This is a genomic window from Metabacillus sp. KJ11-3 (assembly GCF_055808295.1).
This window is the reverse complement of sequence record NZ_CM147865.1, coordinates 4,716,698-4,741,813: the sequence shown is the minus strand read 5'-3', so window position 1 is coordinate 4,741,813 and position 25,116 is coordinate 4,716,698. Positions and strand designations below refer to the sequence as shown.

Annotated in this window: 27 protein-coding genes; 6 read left to right on the top strand and 21 right to left on the bottom strand. The window is 38.4% G+C overall.

Annotated elements, in window-relative coordinates:
* Positions 1 to 161: 161 nt before the first annotated feature.
* The 3 genes from AC0L8O_RS23590 to speE all read right to left on the bottom strand — a co-directional run bounded on the left by AC0L8O_RS23590 (position 162) and on the right by speE (position 2,988).
* Entirely contained in the window at positions 162 to 872 is a 711-nt protein-coding gene (locus tag AC0L8O_RS23590; protein WP_473445710.1) for a CAP domain-containing protein, read from the bottom strand.
* A gap of 344 nt (positions 873 to 1,216) precedes the next feature.
* Positions 1,217 to 2,095, bottom strand: coding sequence for an agmatinase (gene speB / locus AC0L8O_RS23585; RefSeq protein WP_473445708.1), 879 nt, complete (start codon positions 2,093 to 2,095; stop codon positions 1,217 to 1,219).
* Positions 2,096 to 2,157: 62 nt separating this feature from the next.
* Positions 2,158 to 2,988, bottom strand: coding sequence for a spermidine synthase (speE, locus tag AC0L8O_RS23580; RefSeq protein ID WP_026563060.1), 831 nt, complete (start codon positions 2,986 to 2,988; stop codon positions 2,158 to 2,160).
* A 202-nt stretch (positions 2,989 to 3,190) separates the two neighbouring features.
* Here speE and AC0L8O_RS23575 point away from each other — a divergent pair, with 202 nt between their 5' ends.
* Positions 3,191 to 5,260 carry a transglycosylase domain-containing protein gene (locus tag AC0L8O_RS23575; protein WP_473445706.1) on the top strand — a complete coding sequence of 690 codons (2,070 nt, stop codon included), beginning with the start codon at positions 3,191 to 3,193 and terminating at the stop codon, positions 5,258 to 5,260.
* A 296-nt stretch (positions 5,261 to 5,556) separates the two neighbouring features.
* Here AC0L8O_RS23575 and AC0L8O_RS23570 read toward each other — a convergent pair whose 3' ends face one another.
* From AC0L8O_RS23570 to AC0L8O_RS23550, 5 genes are all read right to left on the bottom strand, one after another.
* Positions 5,557 to 6,069, bottom strand: coding sequence for a YwhD family protein (locus AC0L8O_RS23570; RefSeq protein ID WP_473445704.1), 513 nt, complete (start codon positions 6,067 to 6,069; stop codon positions 5,557 to 5,559).
* 27 nt (positions 6,070 to 6,096) lie between these two features.
* A complete protein-coding gene (locus tag AC0L8O_RS23565; protein WP_473445702.1) occupies positions 6,097 to 6,771 on the bottom strand; it encodes a site-2 protease family protein in 675 nt (224 codons plus the stop codon).
* 100 nt (positions 6,772 to 6,871) lie between these two features.
* The gene (locus AC0L8O_RS23560; protein ID WP_026563056.1) at positions 6,872 to 7,393 is read right to left on the bottom strand and encodes a YwgA family protein; all 522 of its coding nucleotides are present in this window, start codon (positions 7,391 to 7,393) and stop codon (positions 6,872 to 6,874) included.
* A 28-nt stretch (positions 7,394 to 7,421) separates the two neighbouring features.
* Positions 7,422 to 8,720, bottom strand: a complete 1,299-nt coding sequence (locus AC0L8O_RS23555; protein ID WP_473445699.1) for an HD domain-containing protein — start codon at positions 8,718 to 8,720, stop codon at positions 7,422 to 7,424.
* 488 nt (positions 8,721 to 9,208) lie between these two features.
* Positions 9,209 to 9,433: a YuzB family protein gene (locus tag AC0L8O_RS23550; protein WP_026563054.1), complete on the bottom strand. Its 225-nt coding sequence runs from the start codon at positions 9,431 to 9,433 to the stop codon at positions 9,209 to 9,211.
* Between the two features lie 287 nt (positions 9,434 to 9,720).
* Between AC0L8O_RS23550 and AC0L8O_RS23545 the strand changes: the two genes are divergently transcribed.
* Together AC0L8O_RS23545 and AC0L8O_RS23540 are read left to right on the top strand one after the other, a co-directional pair.
* A complete protein-coding gene (locus AC0L8O_RS23545) occupies positions 9,721 to 10,515 on the top strand; it encodes an RsfA family transcriptional regulator (RefSeq protein ID WP_473445697.1) in 795 nt (264 codons plus the stop codon).
* 109 nt (positions 10,516 to 10,624) lie between these two features.
* Positions 10,625 to 11,446, top strand: coding sequence for an EcsC family protein (locus AC0L8O_RS23540; RefSeq protein WP_473445695.1), 822 nt, complete (start codon positions 10,625 to 10,627; stop codon positions 11,444 to 11,446).
* Positions 11,447 to 11,452: 6 nt separating this feature from the next.
* Here AC0L8O_RS23540 and lipL read toward each other — a convergent pair whose 3' ends face one another.
* The 3 genes from lipL to pta all read right to left on the bottom strand — a co-directional run bounded on the left by lipL (position 11,453) and on the right by pta (position 15,066).
* Positions 11,453 to 12,304 (bottom strand): octanoyl-[GcvH]:protein N-octanoyltransferase, encoded by an 852-nt coding sequence (gene lipL, locus AC0L8O_RS23535; protein WP_473445693.1) that lies wholly within the window; start codon positions 12,302 to 12,304, stop codon positions 11,453 to 11,455.
* Positions 12,305 to 12,383: 79 nt separating this feature from the next.
* The gene (locus tag AC0L8O_RS23530; protein ID WP_473449120.1) at positions 12,384 to 13,793 is read right to left on the bottom strand and encodes an NAD-dependent succinate-semialdehyde dehydrogenase; all 1,410 of its coding nucleotides are present in this window, start codon (positions 13,791 to 13,793) and stop codon (positions 12,384 to 12,386) included.
* Between the two features lie 304 nt (positions 13,794 to 14,097).
* Positions 14,098 to 15,066 (bottom strand): phosphate acetyltransferase, encoded by a 969-nt coding sequence (gene pta, locus AC0L8O_RS23525; protein ID WP_473445691.1) that lies wholly within the window; start codon positions 15,064 to 15,066, stop codon positions 14,098 to 14,100.
* Between the two features lie 294 nt (positions 15,067 to 15,360).
* Here pta and hemQ point away from each other — a divergent pair, with 294 nt between their 5' ends.
* Complete coding sequence (gene hemQ, locus AC0L8O_RS23520) at positions 15,361 to 16,113, top strand: hydrogen peroxide-dependent heme synthase (RefSeq protein WP_473445689.1); 753 nt, start codon at positions 15,361 to 15,363, stop codon at positions 16,111 to 16,113.
* 51 nt (positions 16,114 to 16,164) lie between these two features.
* Here the strand turns inward: hemQ and AC0L8O_RS23515 are convergent, their stop codons facing one another.
* On the bottom strand, positions 16,165 to 16,641 hold the full coding sequence (locus AC0L8O_RS23515) for a GNAT family N-acetyltransferase (RefSeq protein ID WP_473445687.1): 477 nt from the start codon (positions 16,639 to 16,641) through the stop codon (positions 16,165 to 16,167).
* A gap of 179 nt (positions 16,642 to 16,820) precedes the next feature.
* On the opposite strand from AC0L8O_RS23515, the gene gerQ reads away from it, so the two are divergent.
* Positions 16,821 to 17,279, top strand: coding sequence for a spore coat protein GerQ (gene gerQ, locus AC0L8O_RS23510; protein ID WP_473449117.1), 459 nt, complete (start codon positions 16,821 to 16,823; stop codon positions 17,277 to 17,279).
* A 55-nt stretch (positions 17,280 to 17,334) separates the two neighbouring features.
* On the opposite strand, the gene AC0L8O_RS23505 is transcribed toward gerQ, so the two are convergent.
* The 6 genes from AC0L8O_RS23505 to AC0L8O_RS23480 form a co-directional block, all read right to left on the bottom strand.
* Positions 17,335 to 17,706, bottom strand: coding sequence for a DUF423 domain-containing protein (locus tag AC0L8O_RS23505; protein ID WP_026563046.1), 372 nt, complete (start codon positions 17,704 to 17,706; stop codon positions 17,335 to 17,337).
* Between the two features lie 236 nt (positions 17,707 to 17,942).
* Positions 17,943 to 18,242 (bottom strand): hypothetical protein, encoded by a 300-nt coding sequence (locus AC0L8O_RS23500; protein ID WP_473445685.1) that lies wholly within the window; start codon positions 18,240 to 18,242, stop codon positions 17,943 to 17,945.
* Positions 18,243 to 18,341: 99 nt separating this feature from the next.
* Positions 18,342 to 18,641, bottom strand: a complete 300-nt coding sequence (locus AC0L8O_RS23495; protein ID WP_026563044.1) for a YwdI family protein — start codon at positions 18,639 to 18,641, stop codon at positions 18,342 to 18,344.
* A gap of 35 nt (positions 18,642 to 18,676) precedes the next feature.
* Positions 18,677 to 18,838: a uracil-DNA glycosylase gene (locus tag AC0L8O_RS23490; RefSeq protein WP_473445683.1), complete on the bottom strand. Its 162-nt coding sequence runs from the start codon at positions 18,836 to 18,838 to the stop codon at positions 18,677 to 18,679.
* Between the two features lie 10 nt (positions 18,839 to 18,848).
* Positions 18,849 to 19,520 carry a uracil-DNA glycosylase gene (locus AC0L8O_RS23485; RefSeq protein ID WP_473445681.1) on the bottom strand — a complete coding sequence of 224 codons (672 nt, stop codon included), beginning with the start codon at positions 19,518 to 19,520 and terminating at the stop codon, positions 18,849 to 18,851.
* Positions 19,521 to 19,533: 13 nt separating this feature from the next.
* Entirely contained in the window at positions 19,534 to 20,337 is an 804-nt protein-coding gene (locus AC0L8O_RS23480; protein ID WP_473445679.1) for a glycosyltransferase family 2 protein, read from the bottom strand.
* A 151-nt stretch (positions 20,338 to 20,488) separates the two neighbouring features.
* Between AC0L8O_RS23480 and AC0L8O_RS23475 the strand changes: the two genes are divergently transcribed.
* Entirely contained in the window at positions 20,489 to 20,812 is a 324-nt protein-coding gene (locus AC0L8O_RS23475) for a YflT domain-containing protein (RefSeq protein ID WP_473449114.1), read from the top strand.
* Positions 20,813 to 21,108: 296 nt separating this feature from the next.
* Here the strand turns inward: AC0L8O_RS23475 and galT are convergent, their stop codons facing one another.
* The 3 genes from galT to AC0L8O_RS23460 all read right to left on the bottom strand — a co-directional run bounded on the left by galT (position 21,109) and on the right by AC0L8O_RS23460 (position 24,984).
* The gene (gene galT, locus AC0L8O_RS23470; protein WP_473445677.1) at positions 21,109 to 22,641 is read right to left on the bottom strand and encodes a UDP-glucose--hexose-1-phosphate uridylyltransferase; all 1,533 of its coding nucleotides are present in this window, start codon (positions 22,639 to 22,641) and stop codon (positions 21,109 to 21,111) included.
* Between the two features lie 158 nt (positions 22,642 to 22,799).
* Positions 22,800 to 23,789 carry a UDP-glucose 4-epimerase GalE gene (galE, locus tag AC0L8O_RS23465; protein WP_026563038.1) on the bottom strand — a complete coding sequence of 330 codons (990 nt, stop codon included), beginning with the start codon at positions 23,787 to 23,789 and terminating at the stop codon, positions 22,800 to 22,802.
* Positions 23,790 to 23,808: 19 nt separating this feature from the next.
* On the bottom strand, positions 23,809 to 24,984 hold the full coding sequence (locus AC0L8O_RS23460; protein WP_473445675.1) for a galactokinase: 1,176 nt from the start codon (positions 24,982 to 24,984) through the stop codon (positions 23,809 to 23,811).
* Positions 24,985 to 25,116: the final 132 nt, after the last annotated feature.

The window sequence follows — 25,116 nt, the reverse complement described above, 5'->3', positions numbered from 1 at the left end:
GTATAAAGAACCAAATGCAACTGCGCAAGAGGTGTTTGGGACGGAGGGACAGGTTCCTTGTCCCGATTTTCCAGTTTATGACGGGACACGGTACCTGTCCCCCTGTCCCAATTACGGCAAAAAGCGGCTAACCCTATCAAAGGGTTAGCCGCGTTCTATTATTATTTCCCTATAAATTGTTGAGTCCAGTAGTTACCTTCTGCTACGTAGCCTACTCCGATGTGAGTGAAGTTTGAGCTTAGGATGTTTTGGCGGTGGCCTGAGCTGTTCATCCATGCGTTAACGACTTCTTGTGGAGTGCGTTGACCTTTGGCGATGTTTTCGCCTGCTGCTTTATATGAAATACCAAACTTTTTCATCATATCAAATGGTGAACCATATGTTGGACTTGTATGTGAAAAGTAATTGTTTTTTTGCATATCTAGTGATTTCTCACGTGCTACTTTGCTTAATTCAAGATCTACTTTTAAAGCAGGAAGTCCTTGCTTAGCACGTTCTTGGTTTGTTAAATCAACGACTTGCTGCTCATACTGACTTAATTGATAGCTAGCTTGTTCCTTTGTTTCTTCAGTTTGTGCTGGTTGCTGTTGAGCAGGCTGCTGTGTTGCAGGTTGTTCAGTTGCTGGCTGCTGCTCAGTTTGTGTTTGTTCTTCTTTAGGTGCTTCTACTTCTTTTTGAGTAGTAGATTTCTGATAGTTGCTGAAATATTTTTTAATTAATTCATTGATTTGTTCTTGGTCGAGATTACCTGATTGATAGTAATAGACTTTTGCTTGTGTTGTGTTTGAAGCAGCATCTGCTTTTTGTGCAAGTGGATTTGCCATTAATAGAGCCGCACCTGCTACAACTGATAAAATGATTTTTTTCTTCATGTATAGTCATCCTCCTTATCAACTCATGTGCTGACGGGGATATCGTAACATGTGTTTTTTTGTCATATTTGAGGATAATTTTAACAGTTGGATACCATTATAGGCGGTTGGTCTTATGTGGATTGACTTAAGCCTCGTAATCTATCAATGTTTTTATCGATTTACTAGCAGAAGCGGAACTTTCTCCAAATGTCCTAATAGTTGGAAAACCACCCATTATTTTGGTTAAAACATCATGTTGACAAAGTTTTTCTAAAGTGTGTTTTTTTACATATATATCTGTATTGTTACAATTTTTTCAATAAAAAAAGCCTGATACATCAAGTACCAGACTTCCAAACCTGCTATTTTTTCTGAACTAAGCCTAAAATCATTTCTCTGATTATTTTACTTGCTGTGTTCGCTGTTTGTTCAGAGTGATCATAAATTGGCGCAACTTCTACCAAGTCAGACCCCACAACACGTATATCTGATTTTGCGATTTCATGAATAGACGCTAGAAGCTCTTTTGAAGTAATACCACCAGCGTCCACTGTACCTGTTCCCGGGGCGTGGGCCGGATCAAGAACGTCGATATCAATCGTTAGGTAGACAGGTCGTCCTGCCAGCTTTGGCAGCACTTCTTTTAATGGCTCCAGCACTTCAAATTTTGAGATGTGCATGCCCACTTCTTTTGCCCATTGGAATTCTTCCTTCATTCCTGAGCGGATTCCGAAAGAATATACATTCGTTGGTCCAATTAAATTCGCTATCTTTTTAATTGGTGTTGAGTGGGACAGTGGCTCACCTTCATAGTCATCACGAAGGTCTGTATGAGCATCAAAGTGAATAATCGCAAGATCAGGGTATTTTTTGTACATAGCTTTCATAACAGGCCATGATACAAGGTGCTCTCCGCCCATCCCTAATGGATATTTATCATCTGCCAGCAGCTGATCAATATATTCCTCAATCATGTCAATGCTTCGCTGCGGGTTTCCAAATGGCAATGGAATATCTCCTGCATCAAAGTATTTTACTTCTTCTAATTCACGATCTAAGTATGGGCTGTATTCTTCAAGACCAATTGATACTTCACGAATACGTGCAGGGCCGAAACGGGAACCCGGGCGATAGCTTACCGTCCAATCCATCGGCATACCGTAGATAACAGCTTCGCTTTCTTCATAGTTAGGGTGGCTTTTAATAAATACATTACCTGAATAAGCTTCATCAAATTTCATAGATGATTTCCTCCATTCAAAAAGTGAGAGATTTTCCCCTCTCTCACTTTTTTATTTCTAATTTATTTAATTAAATCACTTACAAACTTAGGTAATACAAAACAAGCTTTGTGTAATTCTTTTGTGTAGTATTTTGTTTCAATTTCATGGAAACGGTCTTCACTTACTTCTAATGGATCGTATTTTTTTGAACCGATTGTGAATGTCCAAAGGCCACTTGGATATGTTGGAATGTTCGCTGTGTATAGGCGTGTGATCGGGAAAATTTCCTTCACATCACGTTGAACATTTGTAATTAATTCCGGTGTAAACCAAGGGTTGTCCGTTTGGGCAACGAAAACACCATCTTCTTTTAATGCTTTGGAGATACCAGCATAAAAGCCTTTAGTGAATAGGTTTACTGCAGGTCCCATTGGTTCTGTTGAATCAACCATGATTACATCATATTCATTTTCACTTTCAGCGATATGCATGAAGCCGTCGCCTACTTTTACTTCAACACGTGGGTCGTCTAGCTTTCCTGCAATTTCAGGAAGGTATTTTTTTGAGTACTCAATAACCTTTCCATCAATATCAACAAGTGTCGCTTTCTTCACTTGTGGGTGTTTTAACACTTCACGAATAACTCCACCGTCACCGCCGCCAACTACTAGAACATTCTCAGGGTTTGGGTGTGTAAATAACGGCACATGTGCCACCATCTCGTGATAAACGAATTCGTCCTTCTGTGATGTCATCACCATACCATCAAGGAACAACATGTTTCCAAACTCTTCTGTTTCCACCATTTCTAAGTATTGAAAATCAGTTTGTTCTGTATGTAACGTTTGCTTAACTTTTAACGTAATCCCAAAACTTTTTGTTTGTTTCTCTGTATACCATAACTCACTCATTAAAATCATCCTTTCAAAACTGGAACAGAGGGACAGGTCCCCTGTCCCGTTCATTATGGGACACGGAACCTGTCCCCTTGTCCCTTATAGCAGAAAATGAGAAAAAAATCTATGACTTTTGTTTAAAATGTTTAAAATTCTGATAAAAAACTCATAATGGCTAACAGTATGTCTTTTATGACGAAAATAGGAGGTGAGCTTCATGGATGTGATGACACCTAGGCGTTTACGCATCACCCTAAAAACAGTACGAGCACTTATTTTTATTAGTTTATTATGTTTAGTTCTTTTTTCAACGATTATTTTAAGTATTGTGTTATATGCAAAGTGGCTGGGACCTCCTTCTTTATCAGTTCCACAATCAACTCTCATTTATGCAAGTGATGGGTCAAAAATAGGTGAATTGCATAATGGTCAAAAACGGTACTGGGTTGATATTGATCATATTTCCCCACATGTCCGTGAAGCAACCATCGCAATAGAAGATCGAAGTTTTTATCAACATGATGGATTTGATTATAAACGAATTGCAGGTGCTGCATTAGCCGACTTAAAAGCTATGGCAAAGGTACAGGGTGCCAGTACGATAACCCAGCAATACGCACGAAATTTATTTTTAGAGCATGAAAAAACATGGCAGCGTAAAGCAAATGAAGCCTTATATACCATTCGGTTGGAGCAAAACTACAGCAAGGACCGGATTTTAGAAGGCTATTTAAACACCATTTATTACGGACATGGTGTTTATGGAATTGAAGCAGCAGCTAATTATTACTTTGGAAAAAGCTCAAGTGACTTAACCCTTGCTGAAGCTGCCATGCTTGCCGGCATTCCAAAGGGACCAACCCTCTATTCCCCTTACGCAAACAGGGAAAAAGCAAAACAAAGACAAGAAATCATTTTAAAAATGATGAAAAATGAAGGGTATATTACGGAAAAGCAATTCCAATCAGCACTTACAGCAGAGCTTGTATATAAAAAGAAAACAGACACTATTCAACCAAGATTAGCCCCATATTTCCAGGATGCAATGTTAAGTGAGATATCCGACAAGTTAGGCATCGACGCACAAGCTATCCAAACAAAAGGGTTAAAAATCTATACAACATTGGATGCAGACATGCAAAAGCTTGCTGAAGAAATGGTTGAAGAAACGATTGATGAGTCCTCTGACATTCAAACAGGTATTGTTGCGATGGATCCTAAGACCGGTCATGTTCGGGCATTAATCGGTGGACGAAATTATGAGGAAAGTCCTTTCAATCGTGCTACTCAGGCAAAAAGGCAGCCGGGTTCAACGATTAAGCCTTTTCTTTACTACTCTGCGATTATGAACGGCTTTACACCATCTACCGAGATGAAAAGTGAACCAACTTCATTTACCTATGATAATGGAAAAGCGTCTTATAAGCCGAGTAATTATAACGACTATTATGCGAACGACTTTATCACAATGCTCCAGGCCATCGCTTTGTCTGACAATATTTATGCCGTGAAAACACATATGTTTATCGGGATGGAGGAGCTTATCAAAACAGGGAAACTCCTTGGATTAAGTACAGGCATAAAGAAAAATCCTTCAGCTGCATTAGGCACATCACCTGTCCGTTTGATTGACATGGTCAATGCGTACGGAATGCTGGGTAATGGCGGAAAAAAAGTTGAACCTACTTTCGTGACTAAAATTGAAGACACTGCTGGAAATGTCATCTATGAATCGAAACAGGCAAAAGAGCAAGTATTGAGCGAACAAGCAGCTTTCGTCACGACACATATGATGAAAGGAATGTTTGATACTACATTAAATGATTATACATCTGTTACAGGTCACAGCATTGCTGACTCCCTCACCCGGGACTATGCAGGCAAATCAGGTACAACCTCATCAGACAGCTGGATGATTGGATTTGCCCCGCAACTTGCCGTTGGTGTTTGGACAGGGTATGACAAAGGAAAAACGATCAACCTTGTTCAAGAACGCGGATATGCAAAGGAAATATGGTCCACCTTTATGGAGGAAGCATTAGATGATCAATCTGTAAAAGCTTTTCGCCCACCGGATGGAGTTGTCGGGGTTTATATTAATCCTGCCAGCGGAAAGCTCGCCACAAAAGGCTGCCCAACAAAGCGTCTTACGTATTTTATTGAAGGTACTGAGCCGACTGAGTATTGTGAGGAACATATGAGTGACGGTGAAGCTTCGGAAGCGGAGCAGTCCTCAGATCAGAAGGAAAAAGAAAGCTGGCTAGATAAGTTTAAATGGTGGGATTGAAGTTGAGAATGTGGACGGATCGGTTTTTGTCGAAAATTGACAAATCGTTGATATATTCTCAGAATCGAAAATAAATCTTTATAATCGTTGATAAATCTTCAAAATCGTAGATAAATTCCCAGAATCGAAAATAAAATCTCAGCAGCAAATCAAAAACCCCCGGGCAACTAATATGCCCGGGGGTTTTTGTGTCCTAGTTTTATAAACTGTATATTCAGTCTACTAATTTTCATGAAAAACCACAAGATTTTACCAATTTGTTCACGAAAACTTCACACTTTCGACAAATTTACATTCTAGACTTTTAAATCGTCTTTTAATTTTTGCTCGGAATGTTCCCACATTTTTTTATCGTGATGTTTTAAGAAGTGGGTTAAAATCTCTTTTGAACGATCGTCCATATGATCAACGATAATATGACGTTTCATTGATTTATCCATGCGGTTTACATGTTCAGGCAGTGATTTGTAACCCCTTCTTATTGAGCGGTCAACTGTAAGTTCACATGCGGTTACTCCTGCATAGTAAGGACCATCTTCTTTACGGTCAATGGTGACCCAAACTAACCAATATGGTTTTCCGTTTGGAACCTCTTCTTTTGTTTTTAAAAATTTAATCCCTTTTTCCACGACACTTCTCGCATGCATGGCACCGATATCAACGAAGGCCTCTCCTTCTTCGATATCAATGAAAACCGGGGACACATTATCCAAACTAAGGGCACCCACACCGAAACCGCCATGGCCATCTGTTGGATCGCTTTTTATTATATTAAACCCAATGCTTTTTTTCCTTTTTTCTTGTTCCATATCATGGACCTCCTCATATGTAAGACATCATAATAATGGGCTAAGCAATAAATGAAAAATATTCATAACAATTGCCCGGCCAATCTCAAAAATAGGTTGAATCGTATAGGCATCCAGTGGTGTTATAACTAAAACTAAGAAAATAATAATTCCATAACTCTCAAATTGAACGAGTTTTGGCCGAATATGTGCCGGAACCAAATCCTCAATAATCCGATATCCATCCAGCGGTGGAAATGGAAGTAAGTTAAAAATAAACAAAATCACATTAAGTGACACAAAAATATTAAAAAACTGCTCAAGTCCTGTTACATATTGTGCTGGCAGATATGTCACTGCGTTTGTCGCTAATAGTATATACCAAATTGCAGTTCCTAAGAAGGCTAAGAAAAAGTTACTTAGCGGTCCGGCAACAGAAACTAAGACTCCGGCTAATCGGGGCCGCTTAAAATGAAATCGGTTTACCGGGACAGGTTTTGCCCAACCAAACCCTGCAATAAAAATTAAGATTGTTCCAAATGGATCCAAATGTGCTAACGGAGAAAGCGTTAATCTTCCTTGTCTTTTTGCAGTTGGATCCCCAAACTTATAAGCTACATAGGCATGTGCAAACTCATGTAATGTAAAAGCAATCATTAGCGTAATGACCACATATGGAATCATTTCTAACGGAAAGGCTAAAAATTGGCTAAATTCATTCATCACTGGCTCCTCTGTTATAAATGTACTCATTCTTAGCTTACCATGATTAGGGGGTAATTTCGACTAATGGATACTGACAAAGACGTAAAAAACCGCCAGATTAATGATTGGCGGTTTCGTTTTGGGCGACTTGTTTAATTTTTTCAATATAATCATATGCCTCAGCAATTTCATCTTCTGTGTAACGCTGCTTACTTTTTAACGTAAACACCTTTTCTTTTACTTCTTCTCTGCTAAGTCCGTCAAAATATAATACGGTTGAAACTAATTCTAAAAATCTGGAGCTTTGCTCATTCAAATCCAGCATGCAGTTCTTTAATGGGGGCATGTCCACATCATAATGGCCAAGAAATTCATTTCCTGCTTCTGTTAAAGTATAACGATATTGAAAATATCCACCCTTTTTTTCATGGACCTCATCAATAAACCCTAAGTTACAAAGCTCTTCGATACGCAATGTAAGTTCTTCAGAGTATGGTCCAAAAAAGTGAAAATTGTATTTTTCATAGAAAGGTAAATCAATTTTCTTTGCGATATAAATCATTTTTTGCAATTTTTTCCGGCCAATGATTTCCCCTGCTGATGAGATCACCTTCATCAGCTTCGCATGTTCTTTCATCAATTCCCCGTCATCTCCTAACTTAAGAGCACTATTTCTTTATATTTAATAATTCAAGTATTTTCTTTTTCGCCGTACGCTTTGTTGAAAAATCCTCAATTAAGTCCAATGGAAAATACAATTTATGATCTGTTCTTCTTTTCCCAGAAATCGCATCGACAATCTCTGATTCCCGTGACAATTCGCGCAAATCTCCATTCGACTTTAATAGATGGATCGGCAGTCTTTCCTCTTCTTCACCAGGACGATAAAAATCATATGGAAGATCTGAGGAAGAATCAACAACCAGATAGTAATTCGGATCAATTCCCGCCTTTTTAAACAATGATGTTAATTCCATCAATGTCTTCATCTGTACATTCGGGTTAAATTCCACATATTTAAAAAGCTGGCGATTCATAAAGCGGGTACATAAGTCACGCAGGATTGGATCTTCTTCCTCCTGCCATGCCTGAAAATAAAACATAATAACAGACTCATCCAGTTTTAAATAGTCCTGAAGTGACAGCTCTTCTTCAAATAAAGAATAAAAATGAACAGGATCATGTTTGAAGGAATAAAACTCTTGATGCAGCTGTTTTGCACGGTGAAGAATTTTCGTTAAAATCACTTCGGCACTTCGTGTGACCGGGTGAAAATAAACCTGCCAATACATTTGATAACGGCTCATAATATAATCCTCAACCGCGTGCATACCACTGCTCTTTATGACAACCTGCTCTTCTCGCGGACGCATCACTCTTAAAATCCGTTCCATATCAAAGTGACCGTAGCTAACACCTGTATAGTAGGCGTCACGCTGCAGATAATCCATACGATCAGCATCAATCTGACTAGATATTAAACTTACAACCTGTTTATTTTCATAGGTTTTGGCAATAACCTCTGCTACCTTCTTCGGAAAATCAACTTCTACTGATGTTAACACCTTGTTAACCTCTGTATCTCCCAGAATAATGGCTTGGGTGTAATCCTCATGGTCAAGGTGGAATACTTTTTCAAAGGAATGGGAGAATGGACCATGACCTAAATCATGCAACAAAGCGGCACAAAGGCATAAAAGCCTTTCTTCATCATCCCATTCAGGTCTCCCATTGAACACATCATCCACTATTCGGCGAACAATTTCATACACTCCTAGTGAGTGATTAAACCTGCTGTGCTCAGCCCCGTGAAATGTTAAATACGTTGTCCCCAGCTGGCGTATTCTTCTTAATCGTTGGAATTCTTTCGTCCCAATGAGATCCCAAATGATTTTATCACGCACATGTATATATCGGTGAACGGGATCTTTAAAAACCTTTTCTTCAGACAACTTTCCATTTTCCATTGTCTTCCACATCCGTTCTACTTAGTAACTTTTGGCTGCTTTCTGTTTTTTAAGATCGTTAACCGTAAGAACAGGTTCGTTCCATTTCGCTATTCTTTTTATAAATCTTTGAAAGCAACAAACTTTGCAGAAAACAGCCTAAATTTTGACGCCATTCACTAACTTCCACTTATTATTATATCGGCTTCCAATCGACAATAACACCCAAAATCCGCAAAATCATTCGACAATAAGAAAAGCGGAAGCGCCTTGATCAGACTAAGGCAGGCATAAGCCAATTTAGAATAGAAGGCGTTCTTTGCCTTCAATTCTAAATTGGCTTATGATCTCTTTGGGCTGGGCGCTGGCAGTCAAAACACGCGACGTTCTGTCGCATTGACTGCACTTGCACATCCTGTGCTTCGGAGCTTGACACCAAAACTAATTACTATAAACCCGTTCTCCCTCAAAATAAAACATCACCCATGTATACAAACACAAAGGTGATGTTATTTTGATAATTTCTGAACGATCTTTTCAATTAATTCGTCCTCTGACGGTGCTGCTAATGGACGATTGTTTACAAAACAGAATGATTTCTTTCTTCCCGGGCCACAATAAGATTGGCAGGCAATATCTATCTTAGCTTCTGAATCTACCTTTTTTAACTTAGGCACAAGTGTTTTTATATTTGTTGCTTGGCAATCATCACAAATACGAAATTCATTTGCCATTGATTTCCCAATCCTTTCCTTACAATAGGCATACTACCGTTTTTCACTAAGAGGTATTTTACCGTTATTTTTCCCTCTATGCAAGTAACGCTGGACAAAGGACAAAAAGTTTTCACTTCCTTCAAAGGGTTGATTTACCATCGGTTTTCAGTAGATTTTAAAAAACCTATGAACATTTTGAAAAAATCTACTATCCTCTTAACAAATTTGTATAAAACACCTTCAACTTGTCCATGCTTACTAACAGTTGGAAGTAAATAATCTATTTATATAGGGAGTTGGAAAAAATGAAACAAAGACAAGACGCATGGTCTGAAGAGAATGATTTATTACTAGCTGAAACGGTTTTACGTCATGTGAGAGAAGGCAGTACTCAATTAAATGCTTTTGAAGAAGTAGGAGACAAGTTGAATCGTACGTCTGCTGCTTGTGGGTTCCGCTGGAATGCCGTTGTTCGCCATGATTATGAGAAAGCTTTATCACTTGCTAAAAAACAACGTAAACAGCGGATGAGAGCTTTGGGAAAAGGACAACCAGTGAAAAAGCAGCTTTTATATACGCCTGATACACCTACTATGGAGATGGAAATTGATGATTTTGATCAACATGAAGAGCAAACCATGTTGGCAAGTTTAGAGAGTCATATGGCTGAAGTGATGCCGGCTGACGAAGATGTTAAAACACCATTCAGCCATCAAGCACCTGTAGCAACACCTGCAGCCCAACCAAAAGAAATGCCGCAAATCAAGCAGCCTGTAAGCATAAATAACAGATTAACAATGGATCATGTTATTGCATTCTTGCAGTCTTATAAAACAAACAATCTACAATCAGAAGCATTAGTAAGTGAAAATAAACGATTAAAGAAAGAAAACCAAGATTTATCTTTACAAAATGATGAGCTGATGAAAAAGGTAGAAAAACTAGAACAAGACACTGTAACCGTTCAAGAAGACTATGAAACACTAATGAAAATCATGAACCGCGCTCGTAAGCTTGTCCTATTTGATGAAGAAGACCGCACAGCACCTACAACATTTAAAATGGACCGTAATGGAAACTTGGAAAAGATGGCAGAGTAATACCTAATGGTGTGCCTATTTGTGGCACGCCTTTTTATTTTTTTGAAACTATTAAAGGACCTCCTACGTATTAACTTTAACATCACATTTCAAAAAGGTTGGTTTGATCATGGAAAACAAAGACTGGCTATTAACTGAGCTAAAAACAATTGAAAAATGGGAGCAGGATCAGAAAGGAATCTTTTTTTGGGAGAAAATTGGCAGACTTCCATTTAAGCTATTAGATAAAATCACACCGGCATTTATCCAAAAGAAAATAGGTCTCCTTTTAGATGAGCTTGGACAATTCGTGCAAACTGGCGGTCAATATTTAACACAAGAAAAATCAATCTTAAAAAGGCTTCAAAAACAATCGAATCAACATCAAGAGCTGACTATACAAGATATTGCCTCCCTCCCTCTGTCTACTATGGATGAGGTTAGTGATCAATTAAAAACGAATCGGGGAAACCTAGCTACCATTCAGGGGGCAACAACAGGTGTTGGAGGTATTTTCACCCTTGCCATTGATATCCCTGTCTTATTGGGCCTGTCGCTGAAAACGTTGCAGGAAATTGCCATTACATATGGCTACGATCCTAAAGATCGGGACGAACGTATCTTCATTGTAAAATGCCTGCAGTTTTCTTCTGCTGATATTGTTGGAAAACAGGCCATATTAAATGAATTATCTTCTTTTTATAATAGAAAAGAAGTAACAAATAACGAAATGATTTCACAGCTCCAAGGATGGCGTGAAGTTGTTTATACGTACCGTGATCAATTCGGCTGGAAAAAGCTGTTGCAAATGGTTCCTATTGCAGGTATTTTATTTGGAGCGATCACTAACCGCTCCATGATCAATGATTTATCAGAAGTTGGCATTATGTTATATAGAAAAAGAAGAATTCTGGAAAAAATTAATGAAAACGAAAAGGAGCTAGCCGAATAATAACGGCTAGCCTTTTTTGATAAATACCTTTTCATTTCGATCAATCATCCGAAGCAAATTTTGCTGAAATAAAAGCTGTTCTTCTACAGTTAAAGATGACGACATTAAGTCCTGGCTGTGTTCTTTTAATGTGAAAAGCAACTGATATAAAAGCCTTTCAACAGTTAGGTTGACTCCCAATAAATCACTTAGAGACGACATTGTCTCAGGCTTTATTGTTGGAAAAACAAATTTCGTTTGTTCCTTTTTAAGAGAGAGCTCGTAAAATTGACGAATAAGATCTGCACGGTCTTCTCCACTGCCTGTTACACAAAGATAGATTTGAACCGCAACTCCTCCGCGTAGTCTTCTTTGTGAAATCCCTGCAAACTTCTTACCATTTATACTTAAATCATAGCTGCCCGGGCAATATGAGCCGACGATTTCTCTTGCTTCAATGTTTGCATCATAATCTTTTAGCATATGCTTGATTAAATCGAGCATCGCGTCATATCCACGGTCTATATCAATTCCCTTTTCAGACTCAGGGAAGATGAGGGAAATGTTTAAAACATCCTTATCCAACACAACCGCCAGCCCGCCGGAATTTCGTACAATCACTTGATAGCCCTGATCATGAAGAAATTGAAGTCCATCCTCTAAGAATGGTAGTTTTGTATCCTGTATTCCTAACACGATCGTTTGATGGTGCACCCATGTTCTGACTGTTGCTGGTGATTCATTTTTTCCGACACTTGCACAGAGTGTATCATCTATAGCAAACGAATGCTTAGCGTCAAACTGCGGTCCTAAGCTTGATTGATCAATGACTCTCCATTTTGGTTGGTAGATTAATGAGGACGGCTGTAATAGGTTCATGCTGTTTACTCCTTAACTTTTACTATCCCTTATTATATCACTATCAGCTTTACAGCAAAAACCTATTAAACAGAACCTCCTAAAGCCCCAATGAGATATATTTCACTTCCAAATATTCCTCAATTCCATAATGTCCGCCTTCACGACCAAGTCCACTTTCCTTAAAACCGCCAAATGGTGCTTGCGCAACAGAAGGTAATCCATCATTTAGTCCAACAATTCCATATTCAAGGTCCTCTACCATTCTGATACCTTTGGAAATATTTTGTGTAAATACATATGCCGCTAAGCCATATGGAGATTGATTTGCCCGTTTGACCACTTCTTCAATTGTTTCAAACGTTGTGACTGGTGCAACAGGTCCAAATGTTTCCTCTTTCATACAAAGCATATCATCACTTGCCTGACCAACAATAACAGGTGTCATAAAGTAACCATTCTCACTGTCTAATGATTGTCCTAAATAGGTAATATCTCCACCTTTATTCGATGCATCTTCTAAGTGGTTCTTTACTTTTTTTAGGGCATTACGGTCAATTAATGGCCCAATTGTCGTTTGATCTTGGAGTCCATCGCCAACATGGAGCTTTTGAAAGGCCTCTTTCAACTTGTTCATGAAAGGCTCATAGATTGTTTGGTGAACATACACTCTGTTCGTACACACACATGTCTGGCCGGCATTTCGGAATTTGGAGCTTATGACTCCTTCAACTGCCTGATCGAGGTCAGCGTCCTCTAATACAATCAGTGGAGCATGTCCCCCCAATTCTAAGGAGATTTTTTTAACCGTTTCAGCTGCTCCTCTCATTAAGTGCTTTCCAACTTCTGTTGAGCCTGTAAAGGAGATTTTGCGTACGCGGTCATCCTTTAACCAAACATCGCCTATTTCCTGGGCATCTCCAACAACTACATTGAGCACACCTTTTGGAATTCCTGCTTCATGTGCCAGTTCAATAAGTCGAATGGCTGTTAATGGCGTTTGTTCTGCCGGTTTAATAACAGCTGTACAGCCGGCGGCTAGTGCGGGTGCTACTTTTCGGGTAATCATGGCAGCTGGGAAATTCCACGGTGTAATGGCTGCCATGACGCCTACCGGCTGCTTACTCACAAACAGTCTTTTATTCGGGTGGGAGCTCGGTATGGTCTCACCGTAAATCCGTTTGCCTTCTTCTGCATACCATTCAATAAAACTATTAGCATATTGAACTTCTCCAAGGGCTTCCTTCAAAGGCTTTCCTTGTTCACTCGTCATGATTTTTGCGATTTCTTCTTTATGTTGATCAATTAATTGATACCATTTTTTCAGGTAGCCGGCACGCTCTCCAGCGACAAGCTTTGACCAGCTTGAAAAAGCATCATATGCAGCTTCGACTGCCATGGCGGCTTCTTTTTTTCCACCATAGGCGCTTTTTGCGATAATTTCGTTTGTTGCAGGGTTTTCTACATCAATGGTTGTGTCTGTTTGATGCCAGTTGCCGTTAATGTACATTGGTTTGGTTTCCATGTTTTCACCTCATGTCTTTTGTATGTCGCTCTTGTATACTATTATTCGCTATTTTCTTTTACCTTCCTGTTACTTTATTTAATTACCTTGTGACTTGGTGGGCAAACCTTTTAATCAAAAAAGCTATTTTCGCATAATTTGTTTCAAATCCAATTAAGGTGAAAAATAGTTCGTTCCATTGCGCTCCACTATAGAGCTAAAATGTTGATCATGCGCAACAAGCCTTAGGAAAAAAACTTTCAAAAAAAAGAACCGACTTACTCAGCCAGTTCTCTTCTCTATTATGAAATTAAGCCTGTGCAGCTGTAATCAGTGCTAGTTTATAAACATCCTCTGCATTACATCCGCGGGATAGGTCGTTTACTGGTTTATTTAAACCTTGCAGGATTGGTCCAACTGCTTCAAAATTGCCTAAGCGTTGGGCGATTTTGTAGCCGATGTTTCCAGCTTCAAGGCTTGGGAATACAAATATGTTTGCATCACCTTTAATAACAGAATCCGGAGCTTTTTTCTCAGCTACAGATGGTACAAATGCTGCGTCAAATTGGAATTCACCATCTAGAACAACACTTGAATCAAGTTCTTTAGCAATTTCAACTGCGTTTGCTACCTTTTCTGTTTCAGGAGATTTAGCAGAGCCTTTTGTTGAGAAGCTTAACATCGCCACACGTGGATCGATGTCAAACATTTTTGCTGTTTGTGCACTTGCGATTGCAATTTCTGCAAGATCCTGGCTATCTGGTGCAATGTTGATCGCACAGTCAGCGAATACATATTTTTCGTCACCACGGACCATGATAAATACACCTGACGTCTTTTTAATGCCTGGTTTTGTTTTAATGATTTGAAGAGCCGGACGAACCGTATCAGCCGTTGAATGTGCTGCACCACTCACAAGACCATGAGCTTTTCCAAGGTGAACAAGCATTGTTCCGAAGTAGTTTTCGTCTAATAAAATGTTGCGGGCATCTTCTTCTGTTGCTTTACCTTTACGTCTTTCAACAAACGCTGCAACAAGCTCGTCCATTTCCGTATAGTTTTGCGGATCATAAATGTCTACACCGTCTAATGTTAAGTTAAGTTCTGATGCTTTATTCGTAATTTCCTGCTGATTCCCAATTAAGATCGGTTGAAGGATGCCTTCACCTGATAAACGGTTTACTGCCGCTAGAATACGCTCATCTAATCCTTCCGGAAAAACAATTTTAATTTGTTGACCGCTCACTTTTTCTTTTAACGTAGCAAATAAATCTGACACGAAAAAAACCTCCTTGATATGTATAAAGAATGCTTCCTTATCTAGCATACTCCACTTATTTCTGTTTTCAAACTGTTCTGTTAAGCTATAACGCTTACATCATAAATTTCTTTCATTTCAAAAAAATCTAACTTTTCTAACAGGATTTTATCCCTTTTTAAGTTTCTCACAGATTGGTTTTTTTACTCCCTCGGTCTTACATGAAGTTCAAGTTTTATTCACAAGGGTTCATGGACAAACTATGATATAGTTAAACTGTGTACATAATCATTAACTTTTTAGGAGTGAATATATATGAGTGAAGCAGCACAAACATTAGATGGTTGGTATTGTCTGCATGATTTCCGTTCGATTGACTGGTCTTCATGGAAACTTTTATCAAATGATGAGAGACAAGCAGCAATTAACGAATTTTTAGGCTTACTTGAAAAATGGACTGTCACTGAAAATGCTGAGCAAGGTAGTCATGCGCTATACTCGATTGTTGGGCAAAAAGCAGATTTCATGATGATGATCTTGCGTCCTACAATGGAGGAGCTTAATGAGATTGAGCTTGAATTCAACAAAACAAAGCTTGCTGAATTTACGCTCCCGACATATTCCTATGTTTCAGTTGTTGAGCTTAGTAACTATCTTGCTGGTGAAAGTAATGAAGATCCTTATCAAAACCCGCATATTCGCTCAAGACTTTATCCAAAACTTCCACAATCTAAATATGCTTGCTTCTATCCAATGGATAAGCGTCGTCAAGGAAATGATAACTGGTACATGCTTTCGATGGAAGAGCGCCGTAACATGATGAGAAGTCACGGTCTAATCGGTCGTTCTTACGCAGGAAAAGTAAAGCAGATTATTACCGGTTCTGTTGGCTTTGATGATTATGAGTGGGGAGTAACACTATTCTCTGATGATGTTCTTCAATTTAAAAAGCTTGTTTATGAAATGAGATTTGATGAAGTGAGTGCACGATATGGAGAGTTTGGTTCCTTCTTTGTCGGAAACCTGCTGGATTCTGGAAAGCTTCAAAACTTTTTTGAAGTAAACTAAAAACTATATCTTTAAACAGACTCAGAATGTAATAGCTATTTCTGAGTCTGTTTATTCTTTTATCACCTTTTCAAAACAGTCTACTTTTTTCCCCTCTTTATAAGGCTTTGTTTCATACCTTCTATAGCCTAGCGACTCCCAAAAGGTTCTTGCCGAGATATTCTCTGTTAATACTGCTAACCGTACGATTTGCATCCCTGCTTTTCTTGCTTCATTTTCAAATAAAGAGTAGGCCTTTTTTCCATATCCTATCTCTTGATAATCATGATGAATCATGAGTAACCCAATCCATGGATATTGGTCGTTGGGATTTTCAACTAAATAGTCCAAAACACCAATATACTCATTATTGTTTCCTTTTATAAAGAAGCTTTCTGTCATTTCATTTAAAAACTCTTCTTCCATCTCCTTCATAGTGCGCTCTTCCCGTCCGTTTTCAAGCACATTATACCTTTTATTCGAATTCACAATGTCTCTTGCTTTGTGAAGGGTTTCTTTTGTGATTTTTTCTAAAGAAAAATAAGTCATATTTCATCCCCTTCTATTTATTTTTTATGGATAAGTCATAAGTTGTTTTTCTTTTACATACGTATGAATGAGCAAAGATTGAGTAATGAATGTCTTTTCTTACACCACCATCTTGCTTCATTTCTTTTTTCAAACAGTCCTTATGTTTATTAATATTTTAAGGAGGGGTCATTTTGGCAATGAACCAAAACCAGCAGTATGGATACCCAATGCAAGGCATGCAACAAGGAGCAGGTTATCAACAACCTTATCCTACATATGCCTATCCTAGTCCATATGGTCAATATGGTCAAAACGGAGTTCAACCGCCTCAAATGCTACCACAACAACAGCAGCAAGGGGTAGCTCAAAATATTCCCGGTATGCTGCCATTAGAACAGTCATATGTTGAAAATATTTTGCGGTTAAATCGTGGGAAAGTTGCAACTGTTTATATGACATTCGAAGGCAATCGTGAATGGAATGCGAAAATTTTTAAAGGTGTAGTTGAAGCTGCAGGAAGAGATCATCTCATTTTAAGTGATCCTCAAACAGGTAAGCGGTTCTTACTATTGATGGTGTACCTGGATTATGTAACATTTGATGAGGAGCTTAATTATGATCCACAATTCACACTTACAACGGCTTCTCCGAGGTAATGGTCGTTTAAAAGCCGATCTTTAGGATCGGCTTTTAGATTTATGTATTTCTGCTTTATAAATATCGAATTGCCGCATATCCCACCAATAGCCATCCGCCTAAAAACGCTAAGCCGCCAAGTGGAGTAATAGCACCTAAAATACTAATTTGTGTCACACTTAACACATATAGACTTCCAGAGAACAAAATAATCCCTGCTAAAAATAACCACCCTGCGGTTGTAAACGCCCCAATGTTTGTAAACTTATCTACTAAAAAGGCAACAACAAAAAGGGCTCCGGCATGAAACATTTGATATTGCACACCTGTTTGCCATGTTTTTAGGTATTTTTCAGGAATTTTCCCTTCTAATCCATGAGCACCGAAGGCTCCTAATGCTACAGCTAAAAATCCATTAATCACACCTAGAATAAGAAAAAGCTTCATCAAAAACACACCTCCCCCTTTCATCTTACCCTACTATCTTTTAAATTCAACTTGAAATCTTGACTAAATGATGGAGATTTTCAAAAGGCTGTTTTCGCATGCTTTTTTACTTAATATATTGAAGTTAAAAACAATTAGTTCGTTCCATTACGCTCCATTTCACTATAGAGTTTAAAATAGAATTTTAAAAGCAACAATCTTTGCAAAAAAACCTTAAAAAAGAGCCAAATAGGCCCTTAACGATTTTGCAAATACACTTTTAGCACGTCTGCAACTTTGTGCTCGTTTTCGATTGCTTTTATATGATAATGATCTCCATCTACTACCGAATGGAAATTTGAAATTCCTTCGTTTTTCAGGAAATCATCGATATCGTGAACAGATTCTTGTGCGGTTAATAAGTACTTTTGACCAACAAAGTCTTGGTTTACATATACATCATATCTGTCATGTGAGAGCTTTGTTGAGGAGAAATCATCAAACGCTCCCATCGTAAATCTGCCTCTTCCTACATTTAAAAATTCATCATATGCCATTTCACTAACCTCCATTAAGATAATTTTACTTATCATTGTGTCCTGATTAGTTTTAGAATATGATGGATTTCTTTGGAGAGGATAACCAGCTATTTTCAATTAAAAATCAAATAATGAGTCACCATTTGCATCATCTTCTTTTCTAGCCTCAGAGCTTGATGGATTTTTAACAACCGTTGCCATATTTCCCATCATTTTTTGAAGCTCAGCAGGACTTATTGAGTTTGAAGAAGGAGATGTAATCGTTTGTACCTGTGGTGATTTTTCATCTAAAATCAACTCACATAAAGATTGAATAACAACTATTCGCTCTCTTCTTTCCTTTTCTGATTGACTGTTTTTCGCTTTTGTTAATTCTGCTTCCATTTTAGAAAGAAGCTTTGATATTGGTATATCCAATCTTATCCCTCCACTATGCCTTCATGGACTTTTGTTCATATTTTAAGCAGAGCCATTCCAGATGATTTCTTTACCATGATTGCCGGTCTGCCGGCGGATTTAAACCCGTATGCCCGACAGCCATTTGGAAATCTCGTATCCCATGTAACATAGAAATGCTTACACTTCACACAATTAATTGGTGTTTCTTTCATCATTCATACTCCCTCATCTTAAGGTCCAGTCAATTTCACCTAGCCCATGTTGCTTTAAAAACTCATTTGCCTTTGAAAAAGGTTTACTGCCAAAGAATCCCCTTCTTGCCGAAAATGGACTTGGATGAGCCGACTCGATGATGAAATGGGTTGGTGAGGTTATCAATTGTTTTTTTGCTTGAGCATGTTTCCCCCATAAAATAAAAACAATCGGCTTTTCACGGTTATTTAATACATGTATGATTTCATCGGTTAAGATTTCCCACCCTTTTCCTTTATGGGAATTAGGCTGACCTTTCCTAACGGTGAGCACCGTGTTTAAAAGCAGAACACCTTGCTTTGACCATTTAACCAATGAACCATTTTGGGGTTTGTCACACTTTATATCTTCACAAAGCTCGGTGAAAATATTTCGCAGGGAAGGAGGAAGTTTTTCGCCTGGTTGAACAGAAAAACTTAACCCTTGTGCCTGCCCTTCTCCATGATATGGATCTTGTCCGAAGATGACCACCTTCACATTCTCATATGGTGTTTCATTTAAAGCGCGAAAAATATCTTCCCGCTTTGGAAATATAGTTTGTTGCTTATATTCATCATCTAAAAAATCTGTTAGTTTTTTAAAATAGTCCATTTCAAATTGTTTACTCAGTAACTTGCTCCAGCTTTGGTCCATTTTCTCATTCATCTTTTAGTACCTCTCATCTGCTATAACGGGTATGAATTGGTTGTCCATCCCATACAATCGCTGTTTTTGCTTCACGACCTTTCATTTCCGGCTCTTCAAGCAAAACAAAGAAATTTTTCTGTGGTAGTGATCCTAAGTGATGTTTTTCACATAACTTATCTAAATAGGTTTTCCGCTTATCATTTAAGCTTGCTGATTGGTTTGCTCCACTCTCTGCAAATGCGTAAATGACACTGGCAACAGGAACCCTTTTCACTTGACAAGCCTGTGCAGCTCTTAACATAAAATCCCAATCCCAATAGTTATGTACATTAGGATCAAACATTCCGATTTTATCATGCAAATCCTTTTTATACACACTGCCTGAGGGGACATAGGTGGAGAACTTCCTCATTCCTTGTTCATCATAGTGATAGGCAAACGTTCGTCTTTTTAAAGGAATACGGGTTTTCCCGCGCTTTTCAAAATTTACAATTTCAGCATCAAAATAAACAAAATCCGCCTCATGTAAGGCTTCTTTTGCATATTCCATATGCTTTGGTGAAAGGAGATCATCATCATCACAAAGCATGATATAATCTCCGGTCACATGATCAACCCCAATATTTCTGGCTCGAACATGCTTCATATTTTCTAGTAATTCAATTGTTTTTATTGGCAGCTCTTTATAAAGAGTAACGACTGGCTCAATGCTCTCTCCACAATCATTGACAATAATAATTTCATATGGCGCTTCGGTTTGGATGGAAATAGATTCAAGAAGCTCTGCTAATTCGCTCAGTCGATTATGTGTCACAATCACTATGGATATTTTCATTATCATCACCTGTTCTTTTATATTCTTCTATTTTAACAAAGAGCTCACTGTCTTTTATAGTTAAAACAACATTTTAGCCTATAACTTATTTTCCCATTATGTTTCATTTCCTTTTAGACGGGGTACAAGTTTATTAATCATGCAAAAGGAGATGATGAACTTGAAAACATATGTTGTAGAAAATGGTGTACAAGCAACTCAAATCATTCAGGAGCTTGAGGGTCAGGGATATGATAAAGATCACATCTATTTATTTGCACATGACACTACCCGTTCCAAGCATTTAACAGAACAGACAGACACTCGTCATATCGGTTTAAAAGAAGAAGGTCTTTTTGATAAAATGGCCAATGTTTTTCGATCTCGGGGATATAGCCTGAGAGAGAGAATGACATCATTAGGAGTTTCACAAACAAAAGCAAATGAATTAGAGGAAGAGCTTGATGAGGGCAGAGTCGTTATTGTAGCTCAATGATATTGATAGGGACAGTTCAAAGCTGTCCCTTTTGGTGTTGAAAAGCGCAAGCGCCTTGATCAGCCTAGGGCAATTAAGACGGAAATGCATAGAAGACGTTCTGTGTCTTCAATTCATTTGTGGCTTATGCTTGTCGGGGCTGGACACTAATACTAAGTACAAAATTTATACTTTCTTACATTCAAAAAAAATACCCCCTTACAAGTAAGGAGGCAACATACATATATAAAAATTAGGGGGGATTACTAGCATCATTGACACATTTAAGACATCTTATACTAGTAAATATACATTTTTTATTTTAATGAAGTTTGCAGTTGCTGAACAAAGCGCTTAAATCCTTGTTGTCCGGCTTCATCCTGCTTGAATACTCCTGCATGCTCTAAAATGGTTGCAAAAACATGTCCTACTTCTTTTAACAGTACATCATACACATTGGCTTCTGTTAGATCTGGGTATTTATTATATACCTGTTTCGCCCATTCATAATGTTTGTTCATTTCGTCATCTCTTGCGATCTTGCCTAAGCCATCTTCGTTAACCAAGTATTCTGCTAGTTTTTTGAGCTCATCCAGTAGTCTTCCCGGTAATACAGCTAATCCCATTACCTCGATTAAGCCGATATTTTCCTTTTTAATATGATGAACCTCTTGATGAGGATGGAAAATCCCGAAAGGATGCTCATCACTAGTTCGGTTATTTCTTAATACCAAATCAAGCTCAAAAAGTTCGCCTCTTCTTCTGGCAATCGGTGTGATCGTGTTATGTGGAGTCTCACCGGAAAAAGCGTGTATTTCTACAGTCTCGTCACTATAGGTCTTCCATTCATGTAATATATCATCTGCTGCTGCAATTAAATCTTCTTGATTATTTCCTTGCAGACGCAGCACAGACATCGGCCACTTCACGATGGCGAAATCAATGGATGGGTATTTACTTACAGAAAAAGTATACATTTTTTCTGCTACTTCCATCGGGAAGGTATGATGTCCCCCTTGGAAGTGGTCATGACTTAAAATAGATCCTCCCACAATCGGTAAATCTGCATTTGACCCAAGGAAATAATGAGGATACTGCTCAACAAAATGCAGAAGCTTTTTAAATGAGTCTTTGGAAATTTTCATCGGCTTATGTTCACCTGAAAAGACAATCGCATGCTCATTGTAATACACATATGGTGAGAACTGTAGAAACCATTGTTCATCATCAAGTGTAACAGGAATAATGCGATGATTTTGTCTTGCCGGATGATCCAAACGACCTGCATATCCAACATTCTCTTTACATAAAAGACAATCAGGGTACTCACTTTTTTGCATATTTCTTGCCGCCGCAATCGCAACAGGATCTTTTTCTGGCTTTGACAAATTGATTGTCATTTGCAGATCACCATATTCCGTACCAACAAGCCATTTTTCATTTTTCTCTATGCGGTCAGTCCGAATATAATGCACATCCTGTGAGAACTGGTAAAACCATTCTGTTGCTTGTTTAGGTCCGCCCTGAAAGACAAGTTCATCAAATCGACGTATGATTTCCCCTTGTGAAGGAACAAGACAGCCCATTATTTTTGTGTCAAATAAATCTCGGTAGGTAACAGTGTTATCTTCGATAAGTCCCTGTTCAGCAGCCCAATCCAATATCGAGTCTAAAATGGATACAGGAGAATCCGGTACTTCCTCATCAACTGTTACAGCTTTCACATCAGAAAGCTGTAACACCTCTAAGATTTTATTGCGGGCTAAATCCACGTCCCAGACTGTAATTATTTCCTTTTTTAAAGCAAATTGAAGCAATCTTTCTATTTCAGCATCAATATGAATAGACATGGTATACACCCTCTCGTCTTATATCAAAAGCGCAAGCGCCTTGTTCAGCCTCGGGCAAATAAGACGATTTAGAATAGAAGGTGTTCTTTGCCTTCAATTCTAAATTGGCTAGACCCTAGAGGTGCTAGGCGCTGGAGCTGGATGTCGCAAAAAGAAATTTATTTTTGATAGCCTTTAGGATTCTTTTGAAACCAGTTCCAGGCGCTTTCAATCATTGTGTGAAGATCTGCATATTTAGGTTTCCATCCAAGCTCATTGATCGCTTTTTCGGATGAAGCAATTAAAACAGCCGGGTCACCTGCACGACGCGGTGCAACTTCTGCAGGAATTGGATGACCTGTTACTTTTCGAGCTGTTTCGATCACTTCTTTTACCGAAAAGCCGTTTCCATTTCCAAGATTATACGTAGCGCTTGTATGATCTTTGCGCAGCTTTTCAATCGCTAAAATATGAGCATCCGCTAAGTCTGTCACATGAATATAATCTCTTATACATGTGCCATCTTCTGTGTTGTAGTCATCACCAAAGATCATAATTTTCTCACGATCTCCCAAGGCTACTTGTAAAATGATTGGAATTAAGTGTGTTTCCGGATCATGGTCTTCGCCAAGTTTTCCTTCCATATGAGCACCAGCAACATTGAAATAGCGAAGCACGACATATTTTAATCCGTATGCCTGTTCACTCCACTTCAGCATTTTTTCAACTGCAAGCTTTGTTTCGCCATATGGGTTTGTTGGAACAGTAGGGTCAGTCTCAACGATTGGAATATTTTCTGCTTCACCATAGGTTGCAGCCGTTGATGAAAAGACAATCTTCTTTACACCAAACTCTTGGATCACCTTTAAAAGGCACATTGTTCCGTACACATTGTTTTCATAGTATTGAAGTGGTTTTTCAACACTTTCGCCTACTAGTGAATCAGCCGCAAAGTGGATGACTGCTTCGATATCATTTTCTTGGAAAACGTTTTTTAGGAAAGCTTCATCACGTAAATCACCGTTGTAAAATTTTGCTCCTTCTAAAACAGCCGGTAGATGTCCCTTTTGAAGATTATCAACCACTACAACCTCTTCATTTCGATCTAACAGCTCGGAAACCGCGTGACTACCGATATATCCTGCTCCACCGCAAACTAAAACTGCCATCTTTTCATCCTCCAATTGTTTAGTTCATGTTTATTTCTTTTGCTCCATCGCCAACATTCGCTACGTAAAAGTCAGCTTTTAATCCTGTTTTTTCGTTATAGCGTTTGCCTACATCTTGAATGAATTCTTCAATTTTATCATTTTTCACAATCGATACTGTACAACCGCCAAAGCCAGCTCCTGTCATTCTTGAGCCGATAACACCTTCTTGGCTAAGGGCTGCTTCTACTAAAGTATCAAGCTCAAAACCAGTTACCTCATAATCATCTCGTAAAGATGTGTGAGAATCACACATTAATTGACCAAAGCTTTCAATATCACCTTGTTGAAGTTTTTCAACTGCCAGAATTGTTCTCGCATTTTCATAAACAGCATGTTTTGCACGCTTTTGATCAACTTCGTTTTCAATTAAATATCGATGTTGTTCAAATTGCTCTGGTGTTAGGTCGCCAAGAGATTGAATTGATAATTCCTTTTGCAATTGTGAAAGAGCACGTTCACATTCCGAGCGTCTTTCATTGTATTTCGAGTCTGCAAGTGTTCTGCGTTTATTTGTGTTGGCAATAACAAGTGAGGCATTTTCAAGGACAATCGGGCTATATTGATAGTCCAGTGTTTGACAATTTAACAAAATTGCATGGTCTTCTTTTCCCATTCCGATCGCAAATTGATCCATAATGCCACAGCTAACGCCGATAAATTCATTTTCTGCATGCTGACTCATTTTAACAAGATCCACACTACTGAACGTTGTTTCCAAGATTGATTGTAAAGCAACTGCTGTAACAAGTTCAATAGATGCTGAAGAAGATAATCCCGCACCATTCGGGATATTACCGTAGTATAAAACATCAAATCCTGTTTTAAGCTGATTGCCTCGATCAATAAACTCTTTCATCACACCTTTAGGGTAGTTGGCCCAATCATGCTCTTTTTGACGTACAAACTGATCTTGAGTTGATAGTTCAATGATGCCTACATTTGGAAAATTGACTGAGTACAGACAAATAGATTGGTCATTTCTTGGTGCAACGACTGCGTATGTCCCAAACGTTAACGCACATGGAAACACATGACCTCCATTATAATCTGTATGTTCTCCTATTAAATTCACTCGGCCCGGCGCAAAAAAAGTGCGAACAGACTGATCGTTGTTGAATATCTGTTTAAATTGTTGAAGTAATTGTTCTGTCATTGGAAATCACCCTTCATCTCGCGTTTTTGTTTGTGATAACGTTATCTTTATTGTAAGTTCCTTTCTTACCAGGAACAATGGTAAAATTATTTTATACATTAGCACTTATTTGCTTAGAAGTTTTATTTAAAC